Annotated in this window: 17 protein-coding genes; 10 read left to right on the forward strand and 7 right to left on the reverse strand. The window is 68.7% G+C overall.

What is annotated here, in order from left to right; genetic code table 11:
• The first annotated feature begins 63 nt into the window (after positions 1–63).
• Positions 64–459, forward strand: a complete 396-nt coding sequence (locus HEB94_RS24335; RefSeq protein WP_192752036.1) for a response regulator — start codon at positions 64–66, stop codon at positions 457–459.
• Between the two features lie 54 nt (positions 460–513).
• On the opposite strand, the gene HEB94_RS24340 is transcribed toward HEB94_RS24335, so the two are convergent.
• Positions 514–1227 carry a response regulator gene (locus HEB94_RS24340; protein WP_238361611.1) on the reverse strand — a complete coding sequence of 238 codons (714 nt, stop codon included), beginning with the start codon at positions 1225–1227 and terminating at the stop codon, positions 514–516.
• Between the two features lie 185 nt (positions 1228–1412).
• Here HEB94_RS24340 and HEB94_RS24345 point away from each other — a divergent pair, with 185 nt between their 5' ends.
• The 4 genes from HEB94_RS24345 to HEB94_RS24360 all read left to right on the forward strand — a co-directional run bounded on the left by HEB94_RS24345 (position 1413) and on the right by HEB94_RS24360 (position 8281).
• On the forward strand, positions 1413–3317 hold the full coding sequence (locus HEB94_RS24345; protein ID WP_192752037.1) for a CHASE3 domain-containing protein: 1905 nt from the start codon (positions 1413–1415) through the stop codon (positions 3315–3317).
• A 638-nt stretch (positions 3318–3955) separates the two neighbouring features.
• Positions 3956–5614, forward strand: a complete 1659-nt coding sequence (locus tag HEB94_RS24350) for an alpha-amylase family glycosyl hydrolase (RefSeq protein ID WP_337918551.1) — start codon at positions 3956–3958, stop codon at positions 5612–5614.
• A 4-nt stretch (positions 5615–5618) separates the two neighbouring features.
• The gene (locus HEB94_RS24355; RefSeq protein WP_192752038.1) at positions 5619–6080 is read left to right on the forward strand and encodes a pyridoxamine 5'-phosphate oxidase family protein; all 462 of its coding nucleotides are present in this window, start codon (positions 5619–5621) and stop codon (positions 6078–6080) included.
• A 98-nt stretch (positions 6081–6178) separates the two neighbouring features.
• The gene (locus tag HEB94_RS24360) at positions 6179–8281 is read left to right on the forward strand and encodes an ABC transporter substrate-binding protein (RefSeq protein WP_192752039.1); all 2103 of its coding nucleotides are present in this window, start codon (positions 6179–6181) and stop codon (positions 8279–8281) included.
• Between the two features lie 84 nt (positions 8282–8365).
• Here HEB94_RS24360 and ligD read toward each other — a convergent pair whose 3' ends face one another.
• The 3 genes from ligD to HEB94_RS24375 all read right to left on the reverse strand — a co-directional run bounded on the left by ligD (position 8366) and on the right by HEB94_RS24375 (position 12339).
• Complete coding sequence (gene ligD / locus HEB94_RS50975) at positions 8366–9970, reverse strand: non-homologous end-joining DNA ligase (RefSeq protein ID WP_192752040.1); 1605 nt, start codon at positions 9968–9970, stop codon at positions 8366–8368.
• Positions 9971–10104: 134 nt separating this feature from the next.
• Complete coding sequence (locus HEB94_RS24370; protein WP_192752041.1) at positions 10105–11361, reverse strand: sialidase family protein; 1257 nt, start codon at positions 11359–11361, stop codon at positions 10105–10107.
• A 225-nt stretch (positions 11362–11586) separates the two neighbouring features.
• Positions 11587–12339 (reverse strand): AraC family transcriptional regulator, encoded by a 753-nt coding sequence (locus HEB94_RS24375; RefSeq protein WP_192752042.1) that lies wholly within the window; start codon positions 12337–12339, stop codon positions 11587–11589.
• Between the two features lie 88 nt (positions 12340–12427).
• Between HEB94_RS24375 and HEB94_RS53700 the strand changes: the two genes are divergently transcribed.
• The 4 genes from HEB94_RS53700 (at position 12428) to HEB94_RS24395 (ending at position 16057) form a co-directional block, all read left to right on the forward strand.
• Positions 12428–13693 carry an MFS transporter gene (locus HEB94_RS53700; protein WP_202896518.1) on the forward strand — a complete coding sequence of 422 codons (1266 nt, stop codon included), beginning with the start codon at positions 12428–12430 and terminating at the stop codon, positions 13691–13693.
• Between the two features lie 66 nt (positions 13694–13759).
• Positions 13760–14269, forward strand: a complete 510-nt coding sequence (locus HEB94_RS24385) for a hypothetical protein (RefSeq protein WP_192752044.1) — start codon at positions 13760–13762, stop codon at positions 14267–14269.
• A 275-nt stretch (positions 14270–14544) separates the two neighbouring features.
• Positions 14545–15753, forward strand: a complete 1209-nt coding sequence (locus tag HEB94_RS24390) for a cytochrome P450 (RefSeq protein ID WP_192752045.1) — start codon at positions 14545–14547, stop codon at positions 15751–15753.
• 100 nt (positions 15754–15853) lie between these two features.
• A complete protein-coding gene (locus HEB94_RS24395) occupies positions 15854–16057 on the forward strand; it encodes a ferredoxin (RefSeq protein WP_192752046.1) in 204 nt (67 codons plus the stop codon).
• A 92-nt stretch (positions 16058–16149) separates the two neighbouring features.
• Here the strand turns inward: HEB94_RS24395 and HEB94_RS24400 are convergent, their stop codons facing one another.
• Entirely contained in the window at positions 16150–17136 is a 987-nt protein-coding gene (locus HEB94_RS24400) for a quinone oxidoreductase family protein (protein ID WP_192752047.1), read from the reverse strand.
• A 265-nt stretch (positions 17137–17401) separates the two neighbouring features.
• On the opposite strand from HEB94_RS24400, the gene HEB94_RS24405 reads away from it, so the two are divergent.
• Positions 17402–18232 carry an MIP/aquaporin family protein gene (locus HEB94_RS24405; RefSeq protein WP_192752048.1) on the forward strand — a complete coding sequence of 277 codons (831 nt, stop codon included), beginning with the start codon at positions 17402–17404 and terminating at the stop codon, positions 18230–18232.
• Positions 18233–18245: 13 nt separating this feature from the next.
• On the opposite strand, the gene HEB94_RS24410 is transcribed toward HEB94_RS24405, so the two are convergent.
• Together HEB94_RS24410 and HEB94_RS24415 are read right to left on the reverse strand one after the other, a co-directional pair.
• Positions 18246–18722 (reverse strand): VOC family protein, encoded by a 477-nt coding sequence (locus tag HEB94_RS24410; RefSeq protein ID WP_192752049.1) that lies wholly within the window; start codon positions 18720–18722, stop codon positions 18246–18248.
• Between the two features lie 13 nt (positions 18723–18735).
• A complete protein-coding gene (locus HEB94_RS24415) occupies positions 18736–19578 on the reverse strand; it encodes an alpha/beta fold hydrolase (protein ID WP_192752050.1) in 843 nt (280 codons plus the stop codon).
• Between the last annotated feature and the right edge of the window lie 103 nt (positions 19579–19681).

A 19681-nucleotide genomic window follows, 5' to 3' on the forward strand; every position in this document is an offset into this window, starting at 1 on the left:
GGGATGGCGTTCTTCGTGGTAGCGGGCATGTGTACGGCGTAAGGTTCTGCAATTCTGAAGTACATGCGGTGCCTTCTGATCGACGACAGCCCTCGCTACCTGCGGGCTGCCCGCGCCCTCCTCGAACGCGAGGGGATCGCGGTCGTCGGCGTCGCCCGCACCGGTGAGGAGGCGCTCGCCCAGGTGGCGGAGCTGCAGCCGGACGTCACCTTGATCGACATCAATCTGGGTGACGAGAGCGGCATCGACCTCGCCCGGCGACTGAACGAGGCGGGACAGTCGACCGGCCCGGGTGACGAGGGTGGAATCATCCTGATCTCGAGCCACAGTGTGGACGACTTCGCCGAACTCGTGGAAGCGAGCCCGGTGCTGGGTTTCCTCGACAAGTCCGCGCTGGGCGCCGGCGCGATCGAGTCGCTGCTGCACGGTGGTCAGCCGGCAGGCGGCGCACGGGCCTGATTCGCCCTTCCACGTCCGCGGACCCTTTCGAGGCGCCAATGCGCCGTCGAACACTCAGCCGGTGCCCTCCAGGAACCGGATGACCGCGAGCACTCGGCGGTGGTCGTCTCCGGTGTCGGGAAGCTGGAGTTTGGTCAGAATGTGCTGGACGTGCTTTTCGACGGTTCCCTCTGTTACCCACAGATGCCTGGCTATTCCGGCGTTCGACCGTCCCTCCGCCATCAGACTGAGTACTTCGCGCTCACGCAGACTGAGAGCGCTGAGCGGATCGTTTCGGCGTTGCGCCGCCACGAGTTCGTGGACCAGGGCCGGATCGACCACAGACGCGCCCTTGGCGATGCGTTCCAGGGTCTCCGCGAACTCTGTCACGTCGGTGACGCGACTCTTGAGCAGATAGCCGATTCCTCGGCCGCTGGCGAGCAGTTCGGTCGCATGTTCGGTCTCGACATACGCTGAGAGCACGAGGATGCCGATCTGGGGAAACTCCGCGCGGATGGCCCGTGCTGCTTCCAGCCCTTCCATGGCGTGGTCGGGCGGCATCCGGATGTCGACGATGACCAGGTCAGGGATGATTTCACGGACCAGGGTGAGAAGGTGCGACGCGTCGCCAGCCTGCCCCAACACAGCGAACCCCACCCGCTCGAGCAGGCTCGACATGCTCTCCCGTAGCAACAGATCGTCGTCGGCGAGGACCACCCTGCCACGGCCCGCTTCGACGTCGGCTGGACTGTGCTCGGAGATGTGCTGGTTCGTGCCTTCCGTGGTCAAGATATCGGCCGTGCCTTCGCCGCTCGAGGTTCCCGTGCCTGGGCGACTCGAAGGCGGTCTTTGGGCCTGGCCGCCGGAAGTCGCACTCGGATACGCGTTCAGCCTAGCCGCGGTTCGAAAAGGCGCCCGGTCCGGCCGCGCGACGTGCACCGGAGCCGAGGGTGCGTAGGGGTCTCACATTCCGGATGACGGTCGCCAGCGCGGTACTCGCCGTGCTGGTGGGTTCTGCGTTCGGTGTACTCGTGTACGCGGTCTCGGACCTGCAGTCCGCCGCGCAACTGTCCATGCGGTCCCAGCAACTGCTCGCCAGCGCGAACGAGTACCAGCGGCTGCTGGTCGACATCGAGGTGGGGGAGCGCGGCTACGTCCTGACCGGCGACCGGTCGTTCCTCGCGCCCTGGCAGGAGGCTCGCGCGGCGTTCCCGCGGGAGAGCAGACAGTTCGAACAGCTCGCCATCACTCCGCAGGAGCAGGTGCAAGCGCGGCGGATCGTGCGTTCCGCCCAGTCCTACATCCAGGACTACTCGATTCCGCTGGTCCAGCTCGCGAGCAGGGACGAGGCCGCGGCACGTAGTCAGGTGGAGGCGAACGAGGGGAGACAACGCGCGGACGCACTCCGCACGGAGTTCGACCGGCTCATCTCCGGTGCGCGCCAGGTCGGAATGTCCCGCGAGCAGGTGGCGGAGTCGGCCGCTCGTCGAGCCACCATCGCGGGCCTCGTCGGGGTCGTGGGGTCGGCGCTCCTCGTCGCGTTGTTCGCCATCTACCTGACGCGCGCGATCGTGCAACCGATCCGCCGGGCCGCCGCGATGGCGGGCAGGCTCGCCGGTGGAGATCTCAGCACCCGGATGCCGGAAACGGGAGCGGGGGAGATCAAGGAGTTGGAGCGGTCCTTCAACACGATGGGGAGTTCGCTGGAGCAGAACCGGGACGAACTGGCTCGTCTCGTCGACGAACAGGCGGCGCTACGCCGGCTTGCCACCCTGGTCGCGCGCGCGGTTCCAGGGAGCACGGTGTTTCAGGCCGTGACCCAGGAGGCGGGCAGCGTGGTCGGTGCCGACGGGACCCGGATGCTGCGCTACGAGGTCGACGGCTCGGCCACCGTCCTGGCCGAATGGGGCCAGGCTGTCGCCGAGATCGCCGACCGCGACCGCCTGTGGAGGGACGGGCGCGACATCATCTACCACGTACGAAGGAGCGGGCGGCACACCCGCTTCGACCGCGACGCCAGTCCAGCCAACGCGGGTGGGGACGGGGTCTGCGACGCGGTGGCCGACGAGGACCGTACGCACGAGCCGCGAGTCAGCTCGGCGGTCGGCGCCCCGGTCGAGGTGGAGGGGCGACTCTGGGGCGTGCTCACGGCGTTCTCGACGAAGGACGACCCGCTCCCACCGGACACCGAGGCCCGGTTCGCCGACTTCACCGAGTTGGTCGCGCTCACGATCGCCAACACCCAGGCCCGCGCCGACCTCGCCGCCTCCCGGGCCCGTGTGGTGACCGCGGCCGACCAGACCCGCCGCCGCATCGAACGTGACCTGCACGACGGTGTGCAGCAGCGGCTGGTGTCCCTCGTGCTCGACCTGCGAGGTATCGAGGCCGAACTGCCGACCGACCGCCCAGAACTGGGCGAGGAACTGGCTGAGGTCGCGGGAGGACTGACCGGAACCCTCGAGGAGCTACGGGAGGTGGCGCGCGGCATCCACCCAGCGATCCTCTCCGAGGCCGGCCTGGAGCCCGCCCTACGGGCGCTGGCGCGGCGCGCCGCGATACCGGTCGAGGTCGACGTCCGCGTCAAGACGAGGTTGCCGCAGCAGGTGGAGGTCGCCGCCTACTACGTGGTCGCGGAGGCGCTGACGAACGCCGTGAAGCACGCCCGGGCGTCGGGGGTCGAGGTCACGGCGTACGTACGCGAGGGATGGCTGTACCTGTCCATCCGCGACGACGGTGCCGGTGGAGTCAACACCGACCGTGGTTCTGGCCTGGTCGGGCTCACCGACCGGGTGGAGGCACTCGGGGGAACCCTCGCGATCACCAGTCAGGTGGGCGAGGGCACCGAACTCCGGGTCGAGCTTCCACTCGCCAACCGCTGAGGCGTGGGCAGGTCCAACCGGTCCCGTCGCCCGCCAAAGGTCCCTGGTCACCAGGCACCCGACACTCGCTTTCCGGGCATTCTTCGCCCGCACCTTCCCGGCATTTCTCCCGCTCCGGACAGTCCGCTGCCCTGACTACCAGCTAGCCGGTATCCGAACGTGCCAGAGGGCCTCCCTGAGGAATGCCGGTCTGCCGTGACGCCTCGGGACCCCTCGAAGGGCGAGGCTGCAAGTACGCCGAAACGCTTGCGTGCTGGAAGGGGTTCGATCCGAGAATGCCCGGTCAAGAGATGACCTCCCGCGGCACCGCCAGGACCGCCACTCCTCTCGAGCACGCCGACCTCGTGACGGGCCCGAAGGTCGTGCGACCGACGCGTCCGCGGAACTCCAAGCGGTCCCAGCGCCGGCTAGTCGCCTCGAACTCCTCGACGTCGGCGGTGCCCACCGCTGTTCCCACCGCCGTCCCCACCGCCTCGACCACTGCGGTCGCGGTCCTCCCGGACACCGCTCCACTCGCACCGAGCCACGCTGTGGCGCCCGAGCCCTCCGCCCTCTACTCCGCGTCGCCGTCCCGTCCGGCTGTTGTTGCTGGGTCTGATGGTGCGTGGTGGCGTCGTGGGGTGGTGTATCAGGTGTATGTGCGGAGTTTCCATGACTCTGATGGGGACGGGGTTGGTGATCTTGCTGGTGTGATGGCGAAGTTGCCGTATCTGGCGGAGTTGGGTGTGGACGGGTTGTGGTTGAACCCGTTCTACCCCTCGCCCGGTCATGACCATGGCTATGACGTCAGTGACTACTGCGCGGTCGACCCGGCGTATGGGAACCTGGAATGCTTCGACCGGCTGGTCGACAAGGCCCACGCCCTGGGGCTGCGGGTGATCATCGATGTGATCCCCAACCACTGCTCCATCTCCCACCCCTGGTTCCAGGACGCACTCGCCGCACCAGCAGGCAGCCCTGAACGGGCCCGGTTCCACTTCGCCGACGGGCGCGGACAGGGCGGGGAACTGCCCCCGAACAACTGGCGGTCCATCTTCGGAGGCCCCGCCTGGGCACGGGTCGCCGAACCCGACGGCACCCCAGGCCAGTGGTACCTGCACACCTTCGCCGCCGAACAACCCGACTTCAACTGGGACCACCCCGAGGTGGGACCCCACTTCGAGAAAGTCCTCGGCTTCTGGTTCGACCGGGGCGTGGACGGATTCCGTATCGACGTCGCCCACGGCCTGCACAAAGCCCCCGGCCTGCCCGACCACCCCCACGCCGCCGACGACGAACTAAGCGGCCACCCCCAAAACCCCCACGCCTGGAACCAGCCCGCCGTCCACCAGGTCTGGCGCACCTGGCGCGCCCTGGCCGACTCCTACACCGCCCTGGACGGACGCCAACGCGTCCTCATCGGCGAAGTCGGCCTCCTGGATGCCAGCGCCGTGGCCGACTACCAACGCGACGACGAACTCCACCAAACCTTCTACTTCCCCTTCCTCCACGCCGACTTCGACGCCACCACCCTGCACGCCACCATCGACCAAGGACTCACAGCGACCGCAGGCACCAACGGCGGAGTCACCTGGGTCCTCAACAACCACGACATGCCCCGCGCCGTCACCCGCTACGCCGGCGGCCAACCCGGCGCCACTCCCGGCGACACCACCCTGGGCGTGGCACGCGCCCGCGCCGCCGCCGCCCTCATGCTCGCCCTCCCCGGCGCCACCTACCTCTACCAAGGCGAAGAACTCGGCCTCCCCGAAGTCGTCGACCTCCCCCTCACCGTCCTCAAAGACCCCATGTACCACCGCAGCAACGGCGCCCGCCGCGGCCGCGACGGCTGCCGCGTCCCCCTCCCCTGGGCCAACAACCCCCACCACCACGGCTTCTCCCCACCCACCACCACCACACCACCCTGGCTACCCCAACCCACCACCTGGACCGAACTCGCCGTCGAAACCCAACAAGCCACCACCACCTCCACCCTCCACCTCTACCAACAAGCCCTCACCATCCGCACCAACCACCCCGACCTCACCACCACCACCCTCACCTGGACCCCCACCACCCACCCCGGACTCCTCACCTTCACCCGAGGAACCCACTTCGCCTGCACCACCAACACCACCAACCACCCCCTCCCCAACCCCCACCCCCACGCCCAACCCCTCCTCACCACCCACCCCACCCCCCACAACCCCCACACCATCCCCCCCAACACCACCACCTGGTGGCAGCTCCCCGACCCTCATACCTCCGAGTCCGCCAACGAGGGCACTCATTCGGACCGGAGCCCCCGACACAGGTGACGCCATGTGTGACCGACGCGAACCCCAGGTACTCGACCGTTCCGAATGCCTTGAGCTGCTCAAGGCAGCGCACGTGGGCCGAGTCGTCTTCACCAGGAACTCGTTGCCCGCCGTCGAACCCGTGCGGTACGTGCTCGACTGCTGCGTCATCCTGATCCTCACCGAGTCGGGCTCCGAGCTCGCCCAGACGGTGGACAATGCCATCGTGGCGTTCGAGGTCGACGACGTCGCGGCCGACCTGCGAGAGGGCTGGAACGTCACCGGCATCGGCCAGGCCGAGCTGGTCACCGAGGGGCACGAGATTGAACGCAGGGCGAGGGAGTTTCAGGTGTGCGACGCCGGCCGGTCGGCGCAGCTCATCCGCATCAACCTTCAACAGCTGGGCGGACGCCGCCTTCCACCGGCTCTCGAGTCGGACGCGGGCGACCGTCGAGGTGGGGACGTGCGCGCCGGCTTGGCCGACTAGTGACACCGCACACGGGGACAGGTGACAGTGACCTGAGAACGCCTTGAATCGCAGGGAAACTGCACCAATAATCCGGGCACCCGTCGAGGGAGGCCCTGATGCCGAGCCAACCCAGCCTCAGCAGGCGCACACTGCTGTACGCATCTGCCGTCACCGCAGCGATGACCGTCATCGGTGCGTGCAGTTCGAACGAGAAGCCTGCCCAGCAAGGAACGACCAACGACAACAAGACCGCTGCGGCGAGCAAGGGCTCGGAAGGAAAGCCGCTCGCGCCGCCGCGTGAGTTCAAGGAGTCACCGCAGCTCGCCCAGCAGGTGAAGGCGGGCAGCCTGCCGGCGCTCAACGAGCGTCTGCCGGAGCGTCCCTACGTCGTACCCCACCGATGGTGCGGAAACGGCAAGTACGGCGGGACTCTGCTCAATCTCACCGACGCGTCCAACAGCGGGATCATCGGGGAGTACGTCTATGGGCGATCTCCGTTGCGCTGGCTCAACGACGGCCTCGACATCGGCCCCGGGCTGGTCGAGTCCTGGGAGTCCAACGACGACGCCACGGCCTGGACCCTGCATCTGCGCAAGGGTCTGAAGTGGTCCGACGGCCAGCCGCTCACCGGTGCCGACGCGTTGTACTGGTGGGAGGACCTCGTGCTCAACGACGTCCACCCCGCGCTTCCGGGTGACTCCGGACGCTCCGGTGCCGGAACGCCGATGCAGCTCAAAGCCACCGACGACCTCACCCTGGTGATGACGTTCGACAGCCCGACCCCGCTCACGCCCGCTCTGCTGGCCAACGGTGTCAACACCACGGACTGGTTCCTGCCGAAGCACTATCTGCGGCGCTGGCACCCGAAGTACACCAAGAGCGTCACGGCCAAGAACTGGTACGAGGAGCATGACCAGCACAGCAACTGGGCACTGGATCCGAAGTGCCCGACGTTGACGGGTTGGCGTGTCACGGAGTACCAGGAGGGCCGCCGGGTTCAGTTGGAGCGCAACCCCTACTACTGGTGTGTCGACAGGGCGGGCGCGCAACTGCCCTACGTCGACACGCTCGTCTTCAGCGTCGTGACCGAGCCCGAGGTGCGCAAGCTGCAGATCCAGGAGGGCAAGGTGGACTACGTCCACGGCGCCTTCATCCCGATCGGTCTCGGCGACATCTCCGGCATGAAACGGACCCAGAACCGGCACGACATGAACGTCTCGCTCTGGGACAGCGGATCCGGAACCGGTTCGGTCTTCTTCTTCAACTACGACTATCCCGAAGAGAAGATGCGGACGCTCATCCGGAATCCCAAGTTCCGGCAGGCGTTGTCGTTCGCGTTCGACCGGGCCGAGGCGCAGAAGGCGGTGTACTTCAACACCGGCGAGAAGACGACGGGGACCTACAGTCCGAAGGCGAACGAGTACCAGGGCAGCGACGAGGGCCGGCAGATCTACCGCCAGTGGCGGGATTCCTACGTCCGTTACGATCCGGCACGGGCGAAGAGCATGCTGGACGAGATCGGTGTCCGCGTCGGCGCGAGCGGAAAGCGCGAACTACCCGGTGGCGGCGACCTCGTGATCCGGATCGACGTACCCGCGGACGTGAGCAACGAACACGAGACGAAGAACAACCTGCTGAAGCGCAACTGGGAGGACATCGGACTCACCGTCCGGATCAACCCGCTCGCGCCCGAGGGGTTCGGCGACCAGTGGGCCAACGGCCAGCTGATGGCGCAGAGCTCCTGGGAGGTCGGTGACGGTCCCGACCACCTCACCGGACCCTGGTGGTTCGTGCCGATCGAACCCGCCCGATGGGCACCCCTGCACGGCCGGATGTGGTCGATGCGGGGAACGCCGGAGGAGAAGACCGAACAGAACGTGGACCCGTGGAAGCGTACGCCGCCGCGGATCGACGCCGAGCCGGGCGGGCCGATCGCCCAACTGTGGGACGGCTACGCCCGCGGCAAGGCCGAGGTCGACGGTGTGGCGCGGCAGAAGATCGTCTGGGAGATGATCAAGGTGCACATCGAGCACGGTCCGTTCTTCATGGGGACCGTGGCCAACTATCCGCAGGTGACGATGAACAAACGCGCCCTGCGCAACGTCCCGACCCGCGAACAGCTGGCACTCGGTGGCATGGTCAACACCTGGGCGCACCCGACCCCTGCTGTCTACGACCCCGAGGCGTACTACTGGGACGACCCGTCCGCACACACCTGATCCGTGTGCGCGGCGGTGTGCGGGGAGGCCACGGAGGGGTTCGCATGCCGATCCGTCCGTGGGTGGTGCGGGCGGCGCCCGGGTTCAGGACTCCCGAACGACGTCCTCGGGAGCCTTGTCCGGGCGCAGCCCGCGCCACGCGGGATGCCGGAGCCGGTGGTCGCGGGTCCACTCGGTGAACCTCACCTCGCCGACCAGCTTGGGGGTGACCCACTGCGCGTCCTTGGTGTCGCGGGTGGGCACCTCTCCGGCGAACGGCGAGGTCCTACGCTCGAGTCGGCGCAGTCGGCGCAGCAGGTCGTCCAGCATCTCCTCGGTGAAACCGGTGCCGACCTGGCCGACGTACTCCAGTCCGTCCGGTCCCTGGATGCCGAGCAGGAGGGAACCCAGCGTGTGTGTACGCCGGCCCTTGCCTGGCCGCCACCCCCCGACGACGACCTCCTGCGTCCTGGTGTGCTTGACCTTCACCCAGTCGCGGGAACGCCGTCCCGGTTCGTAGTGCGAGCTCAACCGCTTCGCCATGATGCCTTCGAGGCCCTGCTCCTTGGAGATGGCGAGCGCGTCCGCGCCACGGCCGGGTCCACGCGGGGGTGTGTCCCAGTGCTCACCACGGAGGTCGAGTGACTCGAGGAGCTCACGACGCCTGTCGTACGGCAGGCTCAGGGTGCTGCGCCCGTCGAGATGGAGCAGGTCGAAGATGAGGTAGGTGACGGGCACCTCCTCGGCGAGGCGGCGGATCTGAGCGGCGTTGCGCACGTGCATCCGTGCCTGCAGCGCGGCGAAGGAGATCCGCCCGGACTTCTGGTCCAACGCCACGATCTCGCCGTCGAGCACCGCCCGCAGGGAGCCCAGCGACTGCTGCAGCGGAGCGAGTTCGGGATAGGTCGCGGTGACGTCGATGTCGTTGCGGGTGAGGAGCCGGACCTGGCGGCCGTCGGCGTAGGCGACCGCGCGCAGGCCGTCCCACTTCATCTCGTAGCCGAACTTCTCGTCCTCGCCGGCCGGAGGGAGTTCGCCGAGAGTGGCGAGCATCGGCCGGATCAGCCTGGGCATCGGTTCGGTGCCACCCGATCTCCCGGCCCCTGACTTCGCTCCCGCCTTCTTCGCGGCACTCTTCTTCGTCGTACCGGTCTTCTTCGCGGCGGCCTTCTTCGTACCGGCGGACTTCCTGGCGCCTCCGGTGCTGTCGGTGCTGCCGGTGCTGTCGGGCTCCGGCGCGCTCTGTGCCGGTGTGTCGGCCATCCGGTGGATGAGCCAGTTGTTGTCGGCACCGGTCCGGATCACCACGAAGCGTCCGTTGGCGCGGGTGCCGTGGAGTACGACCTTCACCTCCCGGTCGGTCCACTTCTCGCACTCGTAGGTGCCGCGGTCCCAGATCTCCACGGTGCCGGCGCCGTACTCGCCGCGGCCGATCTCGCCCGCGAACGCGGCGTACTCGAGGGGATGGTCCTCGGTGTGGACGGCGAGGTGGTTCTTCTTGGGATCGGTCGGGAGGCCCTTCGGGAGCGCCCACGACACGAGCACCCCGTCGCGTTCGAGGCGGAAGTCCCAGTGCAGCCGGCGGGCGTGGTGCTCCTGGATCACGAAGGTGTCGTCGTCGCCGTGGGGGAGCGGGCCTTCGGCCGGAATCGGTTCGGGCGTCCGCTCCGCGCTGCGCTTGCGTCGGTACTCGGCCAGCTTGTCGGGCACAGGTCCTTTCTACCCCGCGACCGCGCCGGGTGCCGTCGGTCCGCGCCGACGACGCCGATCGATGGCATATCTCGGTGCCGCGCAGGATCCCTCTCCAGCCCGGCGGCGTACCGACGGGCTGGAGAGGACACGACCTAGCGGGCGGAACGCGGGCCCAGTCGCCCGGTGGCGAAGTAGGACTTGCATGCTCCGTCCTCGGCGTAGGCGGTGGCGATCTCCAGAACGTCACGCCCGTCGCGGGAGGGAACGAGTGTCGAGCTGTAGTTGGGGCAGTAGTTGTTGTACGCGTCGGGTACGGCGACCGGTGCCGGCACCTCGTACCAGGGGCCTCGCCCGGACCGTTCGTTGACCATCAGAGTCGCGCCGTTGCCGGGCGCGATCGGTCCGTCCGGTTCCTGCAGCAGCTGACCCACCAGGACGATGCGCGCGTCGCCGTTGGGCCGGGGTACGACCGCGATGGTCGGGGTGTGGGTGAAGTAGCGACCCGACGCGGCGACCAGGCGTTGCCCGGACTCGGCCGGGTCACCCCAGTCCTCGCCGTCGGGGGAGGTACGCGAGTAGACGGCGCAGTCGTACTGCCCGGGCACACCACAGATCTCGTACACCATGAGGTAGGAAGCGTCGGGCAACCTGCGCACGACCGGCATGCCCGGGCGGAAGGCGCCCGGACGGCTCTGGACCGTGACCTCGATCGGTCCCCACGTCACGCCGTCGGTCGAGACCCGCCGGGCGAGCCGTTGCGATCCCGCCGGGCCGGCTGCCTCGTCGGCGAAGTGGCAGACGAGGCGGCCACGCGCGTCGACGGAGAGTTCCGGCTCCCACATGCCGCGGGTGTCCGGCGACTCCGCGCAGGTGGACAGGTAGGCCCAGGTGCGTCCGCGGTCCTGGCTCTGCCAGACGCGCTGCGTCATCCGACGCGCGGCTCCGGCGTCGGCACCGACACTGCCCGCCCACAGGAGGGTGCCCGCCGGGAGTGCACCGACCGGGCTCGGAAGCTCGTAGATGCTCGCGCAGCACAGGCCCGGCGTACCGGCCTGTTGCGACGCGGGAATCGCACCGACCTGGCGGAAGCTACGCCCCTCGTCGGTGCTCTCCAGGATCGCGCCCTCACCGCCGCGGCCGGTGAAGGTGACGACGGCCGCGACGATGGTCCCGTTGGCGGATCCGTTGTGCTGCAGCCGAATCGCCCGCGGATACAGCGAGACGGCACCGGTGAGCGGTTCGCCGCTGGTCGCGCCACCCACGACCGCCGCGTCCGCGCCACCCACGACCGCCGCGTCCGCGCCGTCGTCGTGCGCGCTGGGCAGTGGTGCGGCGAAGCCGGTGGCGGGCGCGCACAGCAGCGCGAGTACGCCGACCAACAGGGCTGGAAGTACTCGTCGTTTCAGCATGGAACTCGCCACCTCGTCGGCAGGGACGCCAGTCGTGGACGTCCAACGGAAGGAGGGACACGAAACCGGACTCGTGATCAACGAGCCCGGACGGCCACACGCTAGGAATCGGTTCGAGTCATGTCAACGTTGTAGAAGCGGTTTGCCCCCGGTCGGCAGGAACCGGCCTCGAACAAGGCTCTCCTCCTGGCTCACGTCGCGAAAGTCGTGGCCGGGGTCAACGAGCTAGGGCTGACGAAGCTGCCGCTGGTAGGCGGCCGGCGTCGTACCGAAGGCCTCCCGAAACGCCGCGATGAAGGCACTCGGGTTCCGGTAGCCGCAGGTGACGGCGCTCGTCGTCACGGACTGGCCGGTGGCCAGCAGGGTGAGCGAGTGGTGCAGCCGAAGCTGGGCCCGCCACTGCGGGAAGCTCATTCCGGTCTCGCGGCGAAAGAGTCGGGAGAGGGTACGTTCGCCCGCTCCCACCGCGCGGCCGAGTTCGGCGAGGGTTCGTTCGTCGCCCGGATGGTCGGCGAGGATCGCCGCCACGTCGCGCAGTCGGGCGTCGGTCGGGTGGGGCAGGTGAAGGCGCACCGCCGGTGCGGGGGCGAGCTGGCGGAGCGCGACTCGTTGCAGGTCGGCGCGCTCGTCCGCGGTGAGCGTCCGCTCGTCGGTGAGCGCGACGATCAGCTCGCGCAGGAGCGCGGACACGCTCAGGACCGTCGGCTGGATGAGCCCGAGCGGATTGACCTCGGCGGGAAACGCCAGGGATCGCATCTGCGTCGCGCCGTGTGCCTGATGGGTGTGTGCCACCTCGGCCGGCAGCCACACGGCCCGCTGCGGCGGCACGACCCAGGACCCGACGCTGGTGGACACCCGCAGGATCCCGCTACTCGGATAGACGAGCTGGTGCTCGGCGTGATCGTGCCAGTCGATGCGCTCCCGGTGGGTGAGGCGGAGCAGCTTCGACCCGGGCAGCGGTTGGCGGGTTATCGACATAATGATGCAGCCTATCGGTGGTCGGCCGATGCCGTCGTCCTCGATGCTGGTGGGACGAGCCTGTCCCAGACGAGAGACATGAGTGACTGTGGCCGATTCCGACCAGCCTGGTGATCCGGCGTCCGACGGCGTCCGGGTCGAGTCCGGGGAGCGAAGAACCCATGCCGGAGACGTCGTTCCGGGTACGTCGCCATGGCGGCGGATGCGCCTGTGGGCCGTGGCGCACGCCGTGGACGACCTCTACCAGGGCCTCGTTCCCGCGAGCGTTCCGTACTTCGTCCTCGACCGTCACTACAGCTACGTCGCGGCCTCCGGCCTCACTCTGGCGGCGACCCTCGGCAGTTCCCTGCCACAGCCCTTCGTCGGGTTGCTCGTCGACCGCAGGCAGGTCGGCTGGATGGCGGCAGCCGGGGTGACGCTGGCCGGAGTCGGGGCTGGACTCGCCGGCCTGGTGTCGAGCTACGTGGCGGTCTGGCTGCTGCTGCTGGCCTCCGGCCTCGGGGTGGCGATGTTCCACCCCGCCGGCGGCAAGGGCGCCCGCGCCCGCGCGGGCGAGAGCACCTCGGCCATGAGCATCTTCGCCGCGGGCGGCAGCGTCGGCTTCTTCCTCGCCCCCGTGCTGGCCACCCCCGCGCTCGTGTCGCTGGGGGTGGGGGCGACCGCGCTCTTCATCCCGCCCGCGGTGGTCGTCGGGTTCCTGCTGCTGCGCCACCATCAGCGGACGCAGGCCCACGTCCACCGCGTGACGTCGAGCGACGGAACGGATCGCTGGCGGCCGTTCCTGGTCCTCACCGGCGTCGAGGTGGTGCGCTCGGTGTTGTTCTTCGGCGTCAACACCTTCGTCGGGCTGTACTGGATCCGCCACCTGCACGCGAGCCCTGGACTCGCGGGTGTCGCGCTGGCCTGCTTCCTCGTGGGCGGTGTCGTCGGGACCCTGTGGGGTGGCCGGATCGCCGACCGCACAGGCCTCGCCCGCACCGTCCAACTGGGGACCGCGGTCGTCGTGCCCGCGCTGGTCCTGTTGCGGGTGTCGCCCGGACCATACGTCGCACTGGCGGCGGCGGTCGTCGCGGGGATCGCCGTCAACATCCCGTTCTCGGTGCTGGTCAAGCTCGGTCAGGACTATCTACCCACCCGGCCTGGTACCGCGTCCGGCGTCACTCTCGGGTTGGCCGTCAGCATCGGTGGCCTCATCGCGCCGGTCTTCGGGGTCATCGCGCAGGCGCGGGGAACGCAGGCGGTCTTCACCGTTCTCTGCTTCGTTCCCCTCCTCGCCCTGGTCCTGGCCGCGTTCCTTCCCGAGCCGCACCGCCTTCGCGGTGACCAACATTCCGTCGACACGACATTGCCCTGAACCATCTCCCGCGGTCGGACGTGTCGGTCAGCACACAGTTCCAGCCGCCCAGAAAGGGAGACCAGGATGAGGCGACGCACAGCGGTGCTGGTGGCGGGTCTGCTCGCCCTGCTGCTGGCCGCACCGGCCGCGAACGCGGCATCGCGAGGCGGACGTACCGTCCTCGAGTTCGACGGAATGGTGGGAGTGGCAGAGCCGTTCACCGGGGCGACGAACGCGATTCGCGGCGTCCCGGGCGGCGGCCTGCCGTGGGACATCCGTTCGGCCAAGGGGGAGTTGCGGGGGGACGGCCGGTTGGAGATCGACGTACGCGGTCTCGTGCTCGCGCGCCGGGCGCCGGTTCCGCCCGAGCGGCAGGGCACCAACCCGTCCACGTCGTTCATGGCGATCGTGAGCTGCGTGACCTCGCAGGACGGCATGGCCACGACGGTGAACGTGTCGAGCAAGCTCGTGCCGGCGACCGCCAGGGGCGACTCGAAGATCAGGGACACCGTGCAGCTCCCGTCGCCGTGCCTGGCGCCGATCGTGTTCGTGGCGTCGCCGGCCGGTGCGTGGTTCGCCGCGACCGGTAGCTGAACAGGGGACACGGGGACCTTCCGGTCCGGACGTGGTGCTCCGGAACCGGAACGGTGAGCGTGCCGCGGGTCGACTCTGGCCCCGCGCGCTCGGAGGTGGTGAACGCGCCGCGAGTCTCCTCGGCTCGCGGCGCGTTCGCGTACCCGCGCGGCTGCTCCGACGCTCGCCGTCGCCACGCAGGTCGTTTCACCGACGGCATTTTTACACTTGCTGCAACTGGGACGTCGGGTGTTTGCTGGGAGGGGAAGCGCAGTCGCCACCGGAAGGAGGCCGACATGGCGGAGACCGTGCCCGCTGCGGCCGAGGTTCCAGAGCTACCGATGTCCCGAAGCTGTCCGTTCGACCCACCTGAGCAACTTGCCCAGCTGCGCGAGGAACAGCCGATCACCCCACTGCGATACCAGGACGGCCGTGCCGGCTGGCTGGTCACGAGCTACGCGATCGCGCGGACGATCCTGGCCGACCCCCGCTTCAGCCGGAAGAACGAGTTGCAGCACCTGCCCAAGCCGTTCAAGCTCACGGGGCTCACCAGGGAGCCCGCGCAGCCGGGGTTCTTCCTCGGCATGGACCCGCCGGAGCACACCCGCTACCGGCGGCAGCTGACGGCCCACTTCACCGTGCGGCGGATGCGGCAGCTCGAGCCGAGGATCGCGCGGATCACGGAGGAGCACCTGGACGCGATGGAGCGGCACGGTCCGCCGGTCGACCTGGTCTCGGAGTTCGCGCTGCCCATCCCGTCGCTGGTGATCTGTGAACTGCTCGGCGTCCCGTACGAGGACCGGGGCCGGTTCCAGGGCTACACGAGACGGCTGCTGAGCCTGGAGTCGACTCCCGACGAGACGGTCGCCGCGCGGGACGCCCTGTGCGACTACCTCGACGAGCTGGTCGCGCGGAAGCGGAGCGAGCCCGGGGACGACCTGGTGACGACGTTGCTCGCCGGGGCGGACCTGGACGACGACGAGGTGGCCGGAGTCGGTGTGCTCCTGCTGGTCGCGGGCCATGAGACGACCGCCAACATGCTCGGCCTCGGCACGTTCGCGTTGCTGCGCCATCCTGACCAGCTGACGGCCCTGCGCGCCGACCCGTCGCTCATGGAGCACGCGGTCGAGGAACTCCTTCGCTACCTCACCATCGTGCACCTCGGTCCCACGCGGGCGGCGTTGGAGGACGTCGAGATCAGTGGTCGGGTGATCCACGCCGGTGACCCAGTGACGATCTCCCTCTCCGAGGCCAACCGCGACCCCGAGCGCTTTGAGAACGGCGAGGAGTTGGACGTCCACCACTCGGCCACGGGACACCTGGCCTTCGGCCACGGCATCCACCAGTGTCTGGGACAGCAGTTGGCCCGGATCGAGATGCGGATCGGATATGCCGCACTGCTCCGGCGCTTCCCCGGACTTCGGCTCGCCGTCGCGCCGGAGGACGTTCGGATGCGAACGGACATGAGCATCTACGGCGTCCACAACCTGCCGGTCGCGTGGTAGCGCGGGCGGTGGTCGACAATGGGCGTCGGCCGCGGGGGAGCGGGAGACGCCGAGGCTTCCCCGCACCAACTCAGCGGGCGTCAGCGAGAGAGGTGAAGCGATGAAGGTCCAGGTCGACCGGGAACGCTGCTGCGGTGCCGGAATGTGCGCGCTCACGGCACCGGACGTCTTCGACCAGAGCGAGGAGGACGGTCAGGTCCTGCTCCTCGATCCGGAGCCGCGACCCGAGAACGCTTCCGCCACCCGCGAGGCCGCGCAACTGTGCCCCTCCGGCGCGATCTCCATCGTGGAGGACGACGCCTGAGTACGACACGCACGCCGATCGGCTTGGCGACGTGTTGTCACGAGCGGAGGTCGGGCCGGCGCGGGTGATCCCGCCGGCCCGGACCGCGCTCCTCAGCTCGCGTTGGCGTCGAAGGTGATGACGAACTTCTTCGGCGCCGACCTGTTGTTGACGGCCCAGTAGGCGTCGGGTGCGTCGTCGAGCGTGATCTCCTGGACCGGCGGCGGCGTGAAGAGCCCCTCCTCGAAGCCTGGAAGCAGAGTCCGGAGGACATCGGCCGCTTCGCCGATGGAGAGTCGCATGGTGTTGAGCCCGGTGAGGGTCGACTCGCGGCGGTAGAAGTCAACGAGGTCGAAGCTGACGCGGGGCTCCCCGACCGAACTCAGGACGACGTACCGGCCACGTGGTGCGAGGGACGCGAGGCACTCTTCGAAGAGTGGCCCACCAACGACGTCGACGACGGCATCGGTCCCCTTGCCGTCGGTGAGGTGCCGGACCGACTCCGACATGGGTTCCGCGGAGAGGTCGATCCACTCGATGTCGGGTAGGTCCGGGCGGTCCGCGAGGTCCTTGTCGGACTTGGCGGTCCCGAGGACCCGGGCACCCTGGGACGCCGCGATCCTGGCCGCGGCCGAACCGACGGTCCCGGTCGCGCCGGTCACCAGCAGGGTGGTGCCCTGCCATTCGTCCGGCAGCCGGCGCAGAGCCGCCTCCGCGGTGAGGTAACCGAGGCTGCACGCCGTCGCGTCCACGTAGCCGAGGGCGGCCGGGAGTTCGACGAGCCCCTCGGTCGGAACCGTCATGTACTCGGCATGGCTTCCGTCTCGGCCCGCCCCGAGGTTGCCGCCCGTTCCGAAGACCTTCTTGTGCTGCCATTCGGACGGGCCGTCGATCACCTCACCGGCGAAGTCCCGGCCCGGCACGCGCGGAGCGCTGACCATGGGCATCTCGCCGAGCGCGATCTTCACGTCGCTGGGGTTGACGGCGGCCGCCGCCACCCGTACCAGCGCCTCGCCTTCGCGCGGCGCGGGAACCGGCAGGTCCTGGACGTGCAGATTGTCGAGGGATCCAGCTTTGTCGAAGTAGAGGGCTCTCATCATCGTTCTCCCGTGAGGCGCGTGCACTCCCGTGAGCTCGCCCCTCGCTGACCGACGTGCCGCGGCCGGCCCGGGACGGGGTTGGCTGACCGTCACTCCAGAGTAGGCATCCCTTCCACGGTTGGGGGAAGCTCGCCTCGTCGGGACGTAGGTCATCGCGGTCAGGGACGCTTGACTCCCGGCCCGGGCGTTGGCGACGGGTTGGATTGTCCTGCCGATGAGGTCCGATCGCCGCACACCCGATCCCAGCTGCCCCGAGGTCGCCACCATGGCTGAGCGGAGCGAGCAACCGGGTCGGACGCCCACCGGTCCGAACTCTGTGGCCCCGGAGGACTGGGCGACCATCGTGCGGCACGGCCTGGTCGAAGCCGCGCTGACACTCGTACTCCTCTTCGGCGTGCTCACCATCGTGCGGTGGGTCGTGGGCCCATCGCCCGTCTCCGCCACGATTCCGCAGATCCACCTACAACTGCTGATCATCGGCATCTGCGTCGGGATCTTTCTCGCACTGCTCATCCTCAGCAGACCCGGCAGGCTGACAGGTGGGCACCTCAACCCGGCGGTCTCCCTCGCCATGTGGCGCTTCGGCGTCTTCCCCGGAAAGGCCGTCATCCCCTACATCGTCGGCCAGCTTGTCGGATCGGTGCTGGGCGGGATCGTCGGGCGAGCCGTCTGGGGGCCAGTCGTCGAAGAACTCCCGATCGTCTACGGCGCGCTCCAACCTGGCCCGGGCTGGACCGCCGGCGAACTCTTCCTGGCCGAGGCGGCCGGCATGGCGGTCATCGTCGCCATTGTCGGAACGTTCCTACAGAACAACAGGCTCGCGAGGTTCGTGCCCTGGCTGGTCGGGTTCCTGATCGGAGCAGCCATCGTTGCGCTGGGCACCACCACCGGTGGGTCGGAGAACCCCGCGCGTCAGTTCGGCCCCGCGGTCCTGTCCGGCCACATCGACTTCCTGTGGGTCTACCTCACCGCGCCGATGGTGGGTGCGACGCTCGCCACCGTCGTCCTCAACCGACTGCACCAGCGTCAGCACCGGCGGGTGCTGACGCACCGGTTGTGCGGTACACGTGCGGACGGATCCCGGCTGGACGACTGACCGCCACCGACACTCACCGAGTGCGCTCGCCGTCCTGGAGGAACTCCAGGGTGACGCCGTCCGGCCCGCGTACGTAGGCGAGCCGGAGCCCGGCGCGCTCCCCCTCCTCGACGGTCTGGGGAAAGCCGATCGGGTGCCATCCCGACTCCGCGATGCGCTCCAGCAACGCGTCGAGATCGTCGACGCAGAGCCCGACGTGAACCGATCCGCAGTCACACGACCGCGGCCTCATGACCGTTCGGTTGTCGGGCGCGTGGTACTCCAGCAGTTCGATCGACTGACCCGCTGCCTCGACCATCGCCAGCGTGAGCGCGGCTCCGGGAACACCGACGACGTTCTCGATGAACGGATCGTTGGGAAACCTGCGCGTGTACAGGTGTTTGAACCCGAGCACGTTCACCCAGAACTCCAGGGCGTCATGTAGCGAGGTGACCGTGATACCCGTGTGGTCGACCTTCTCGATCTCGAACGAACCGGGTGAGCTCGCCATGACCGCCAGCCCCTCAGGTCTTCCCGGCCCAGAAGCGGTCCAGCTCGTCGCAGATGAACTCGGTCCGTTCCTGGAACACCCAGTGACCGCACTCCTCGATGACACCACCCAGTGCGGTCGTCGCGATGGCCTTCGCGCTGTCGACGCAGTGAGAGCCGAAGGAGGATCGGCCACCCCACGCCAGCATCGGCACGGTCAGCTTGGTGGCGGTCAGTTCCTTCGTCTGCTCGGCCGCCTGCGGGATGTAGCCGTAGAGGTTCAGGCTCGCGCGCAGGTTGCCCGGCTGGGACATCTGGACGGCATAGTCATGGATCTCCGACTCCGGGACCGCGGTGGGGTCGTAGGCGAAGTCTCGGAAGAAGTGGCGCAGGTACTGCTCCTCACGCCCCTCGATCAGGAAACGGGTGAGGTCCATGTTCATGTGCATCCCGAGGTGCCAGTACGCGACGGTCGGATCGACGTAGCCGGGGTAGTCGAGGCCGAAGAACGGCGTTTCGATCGTCGCGAGCGACTGGGCCCGCTCACCCGCCAGGTAGGCGAGTGCGACGGCGGATGGTCCACCGAGATCGTGACTCAGGATGTGAAAGTGCTCCGCCCCCTCGACGTCGAGCAGGCCCAGCAGGTCGGCCGCGATCGTCTTCGGTTCGTAGCCACTGAAGGGCTTCTCGCTGTCGGCAAATCCCCGTAGGTCCGGAGCGATGAAGCGATATTTGTGGGCCAACCTCTCGATGATGTACAGATACTCGCGGTGGTTCTCCGGCCAGCCGTGCAGACACATGACGGTCGGCCCCGATCCGGCTGTCACGTAGTGGAGCGAGACTCCGTTCGTCTCGGCGCGACTGTGGTGTATGTCCATGACGTACCCCTGTGTCGAGTCAATGTCCCGAACACGCGAACTCCCGCCCAGCCTACGACCGGGCGTGCGCCTTCGACCGCAAGTCCAACGGCGCTCACGGTGG

This window comes from Actinopolymorpha pittospori (genome assembly GCF_014873875.1).
In the GTDB taxonomy this organism is placed as follows: Bacteria; Actinomycetota; Actinomycetes; order Propionibacteriales; family Actinopolymorphaceae; genus Actinopolymorpha; species Actinopolymorpha pittospori.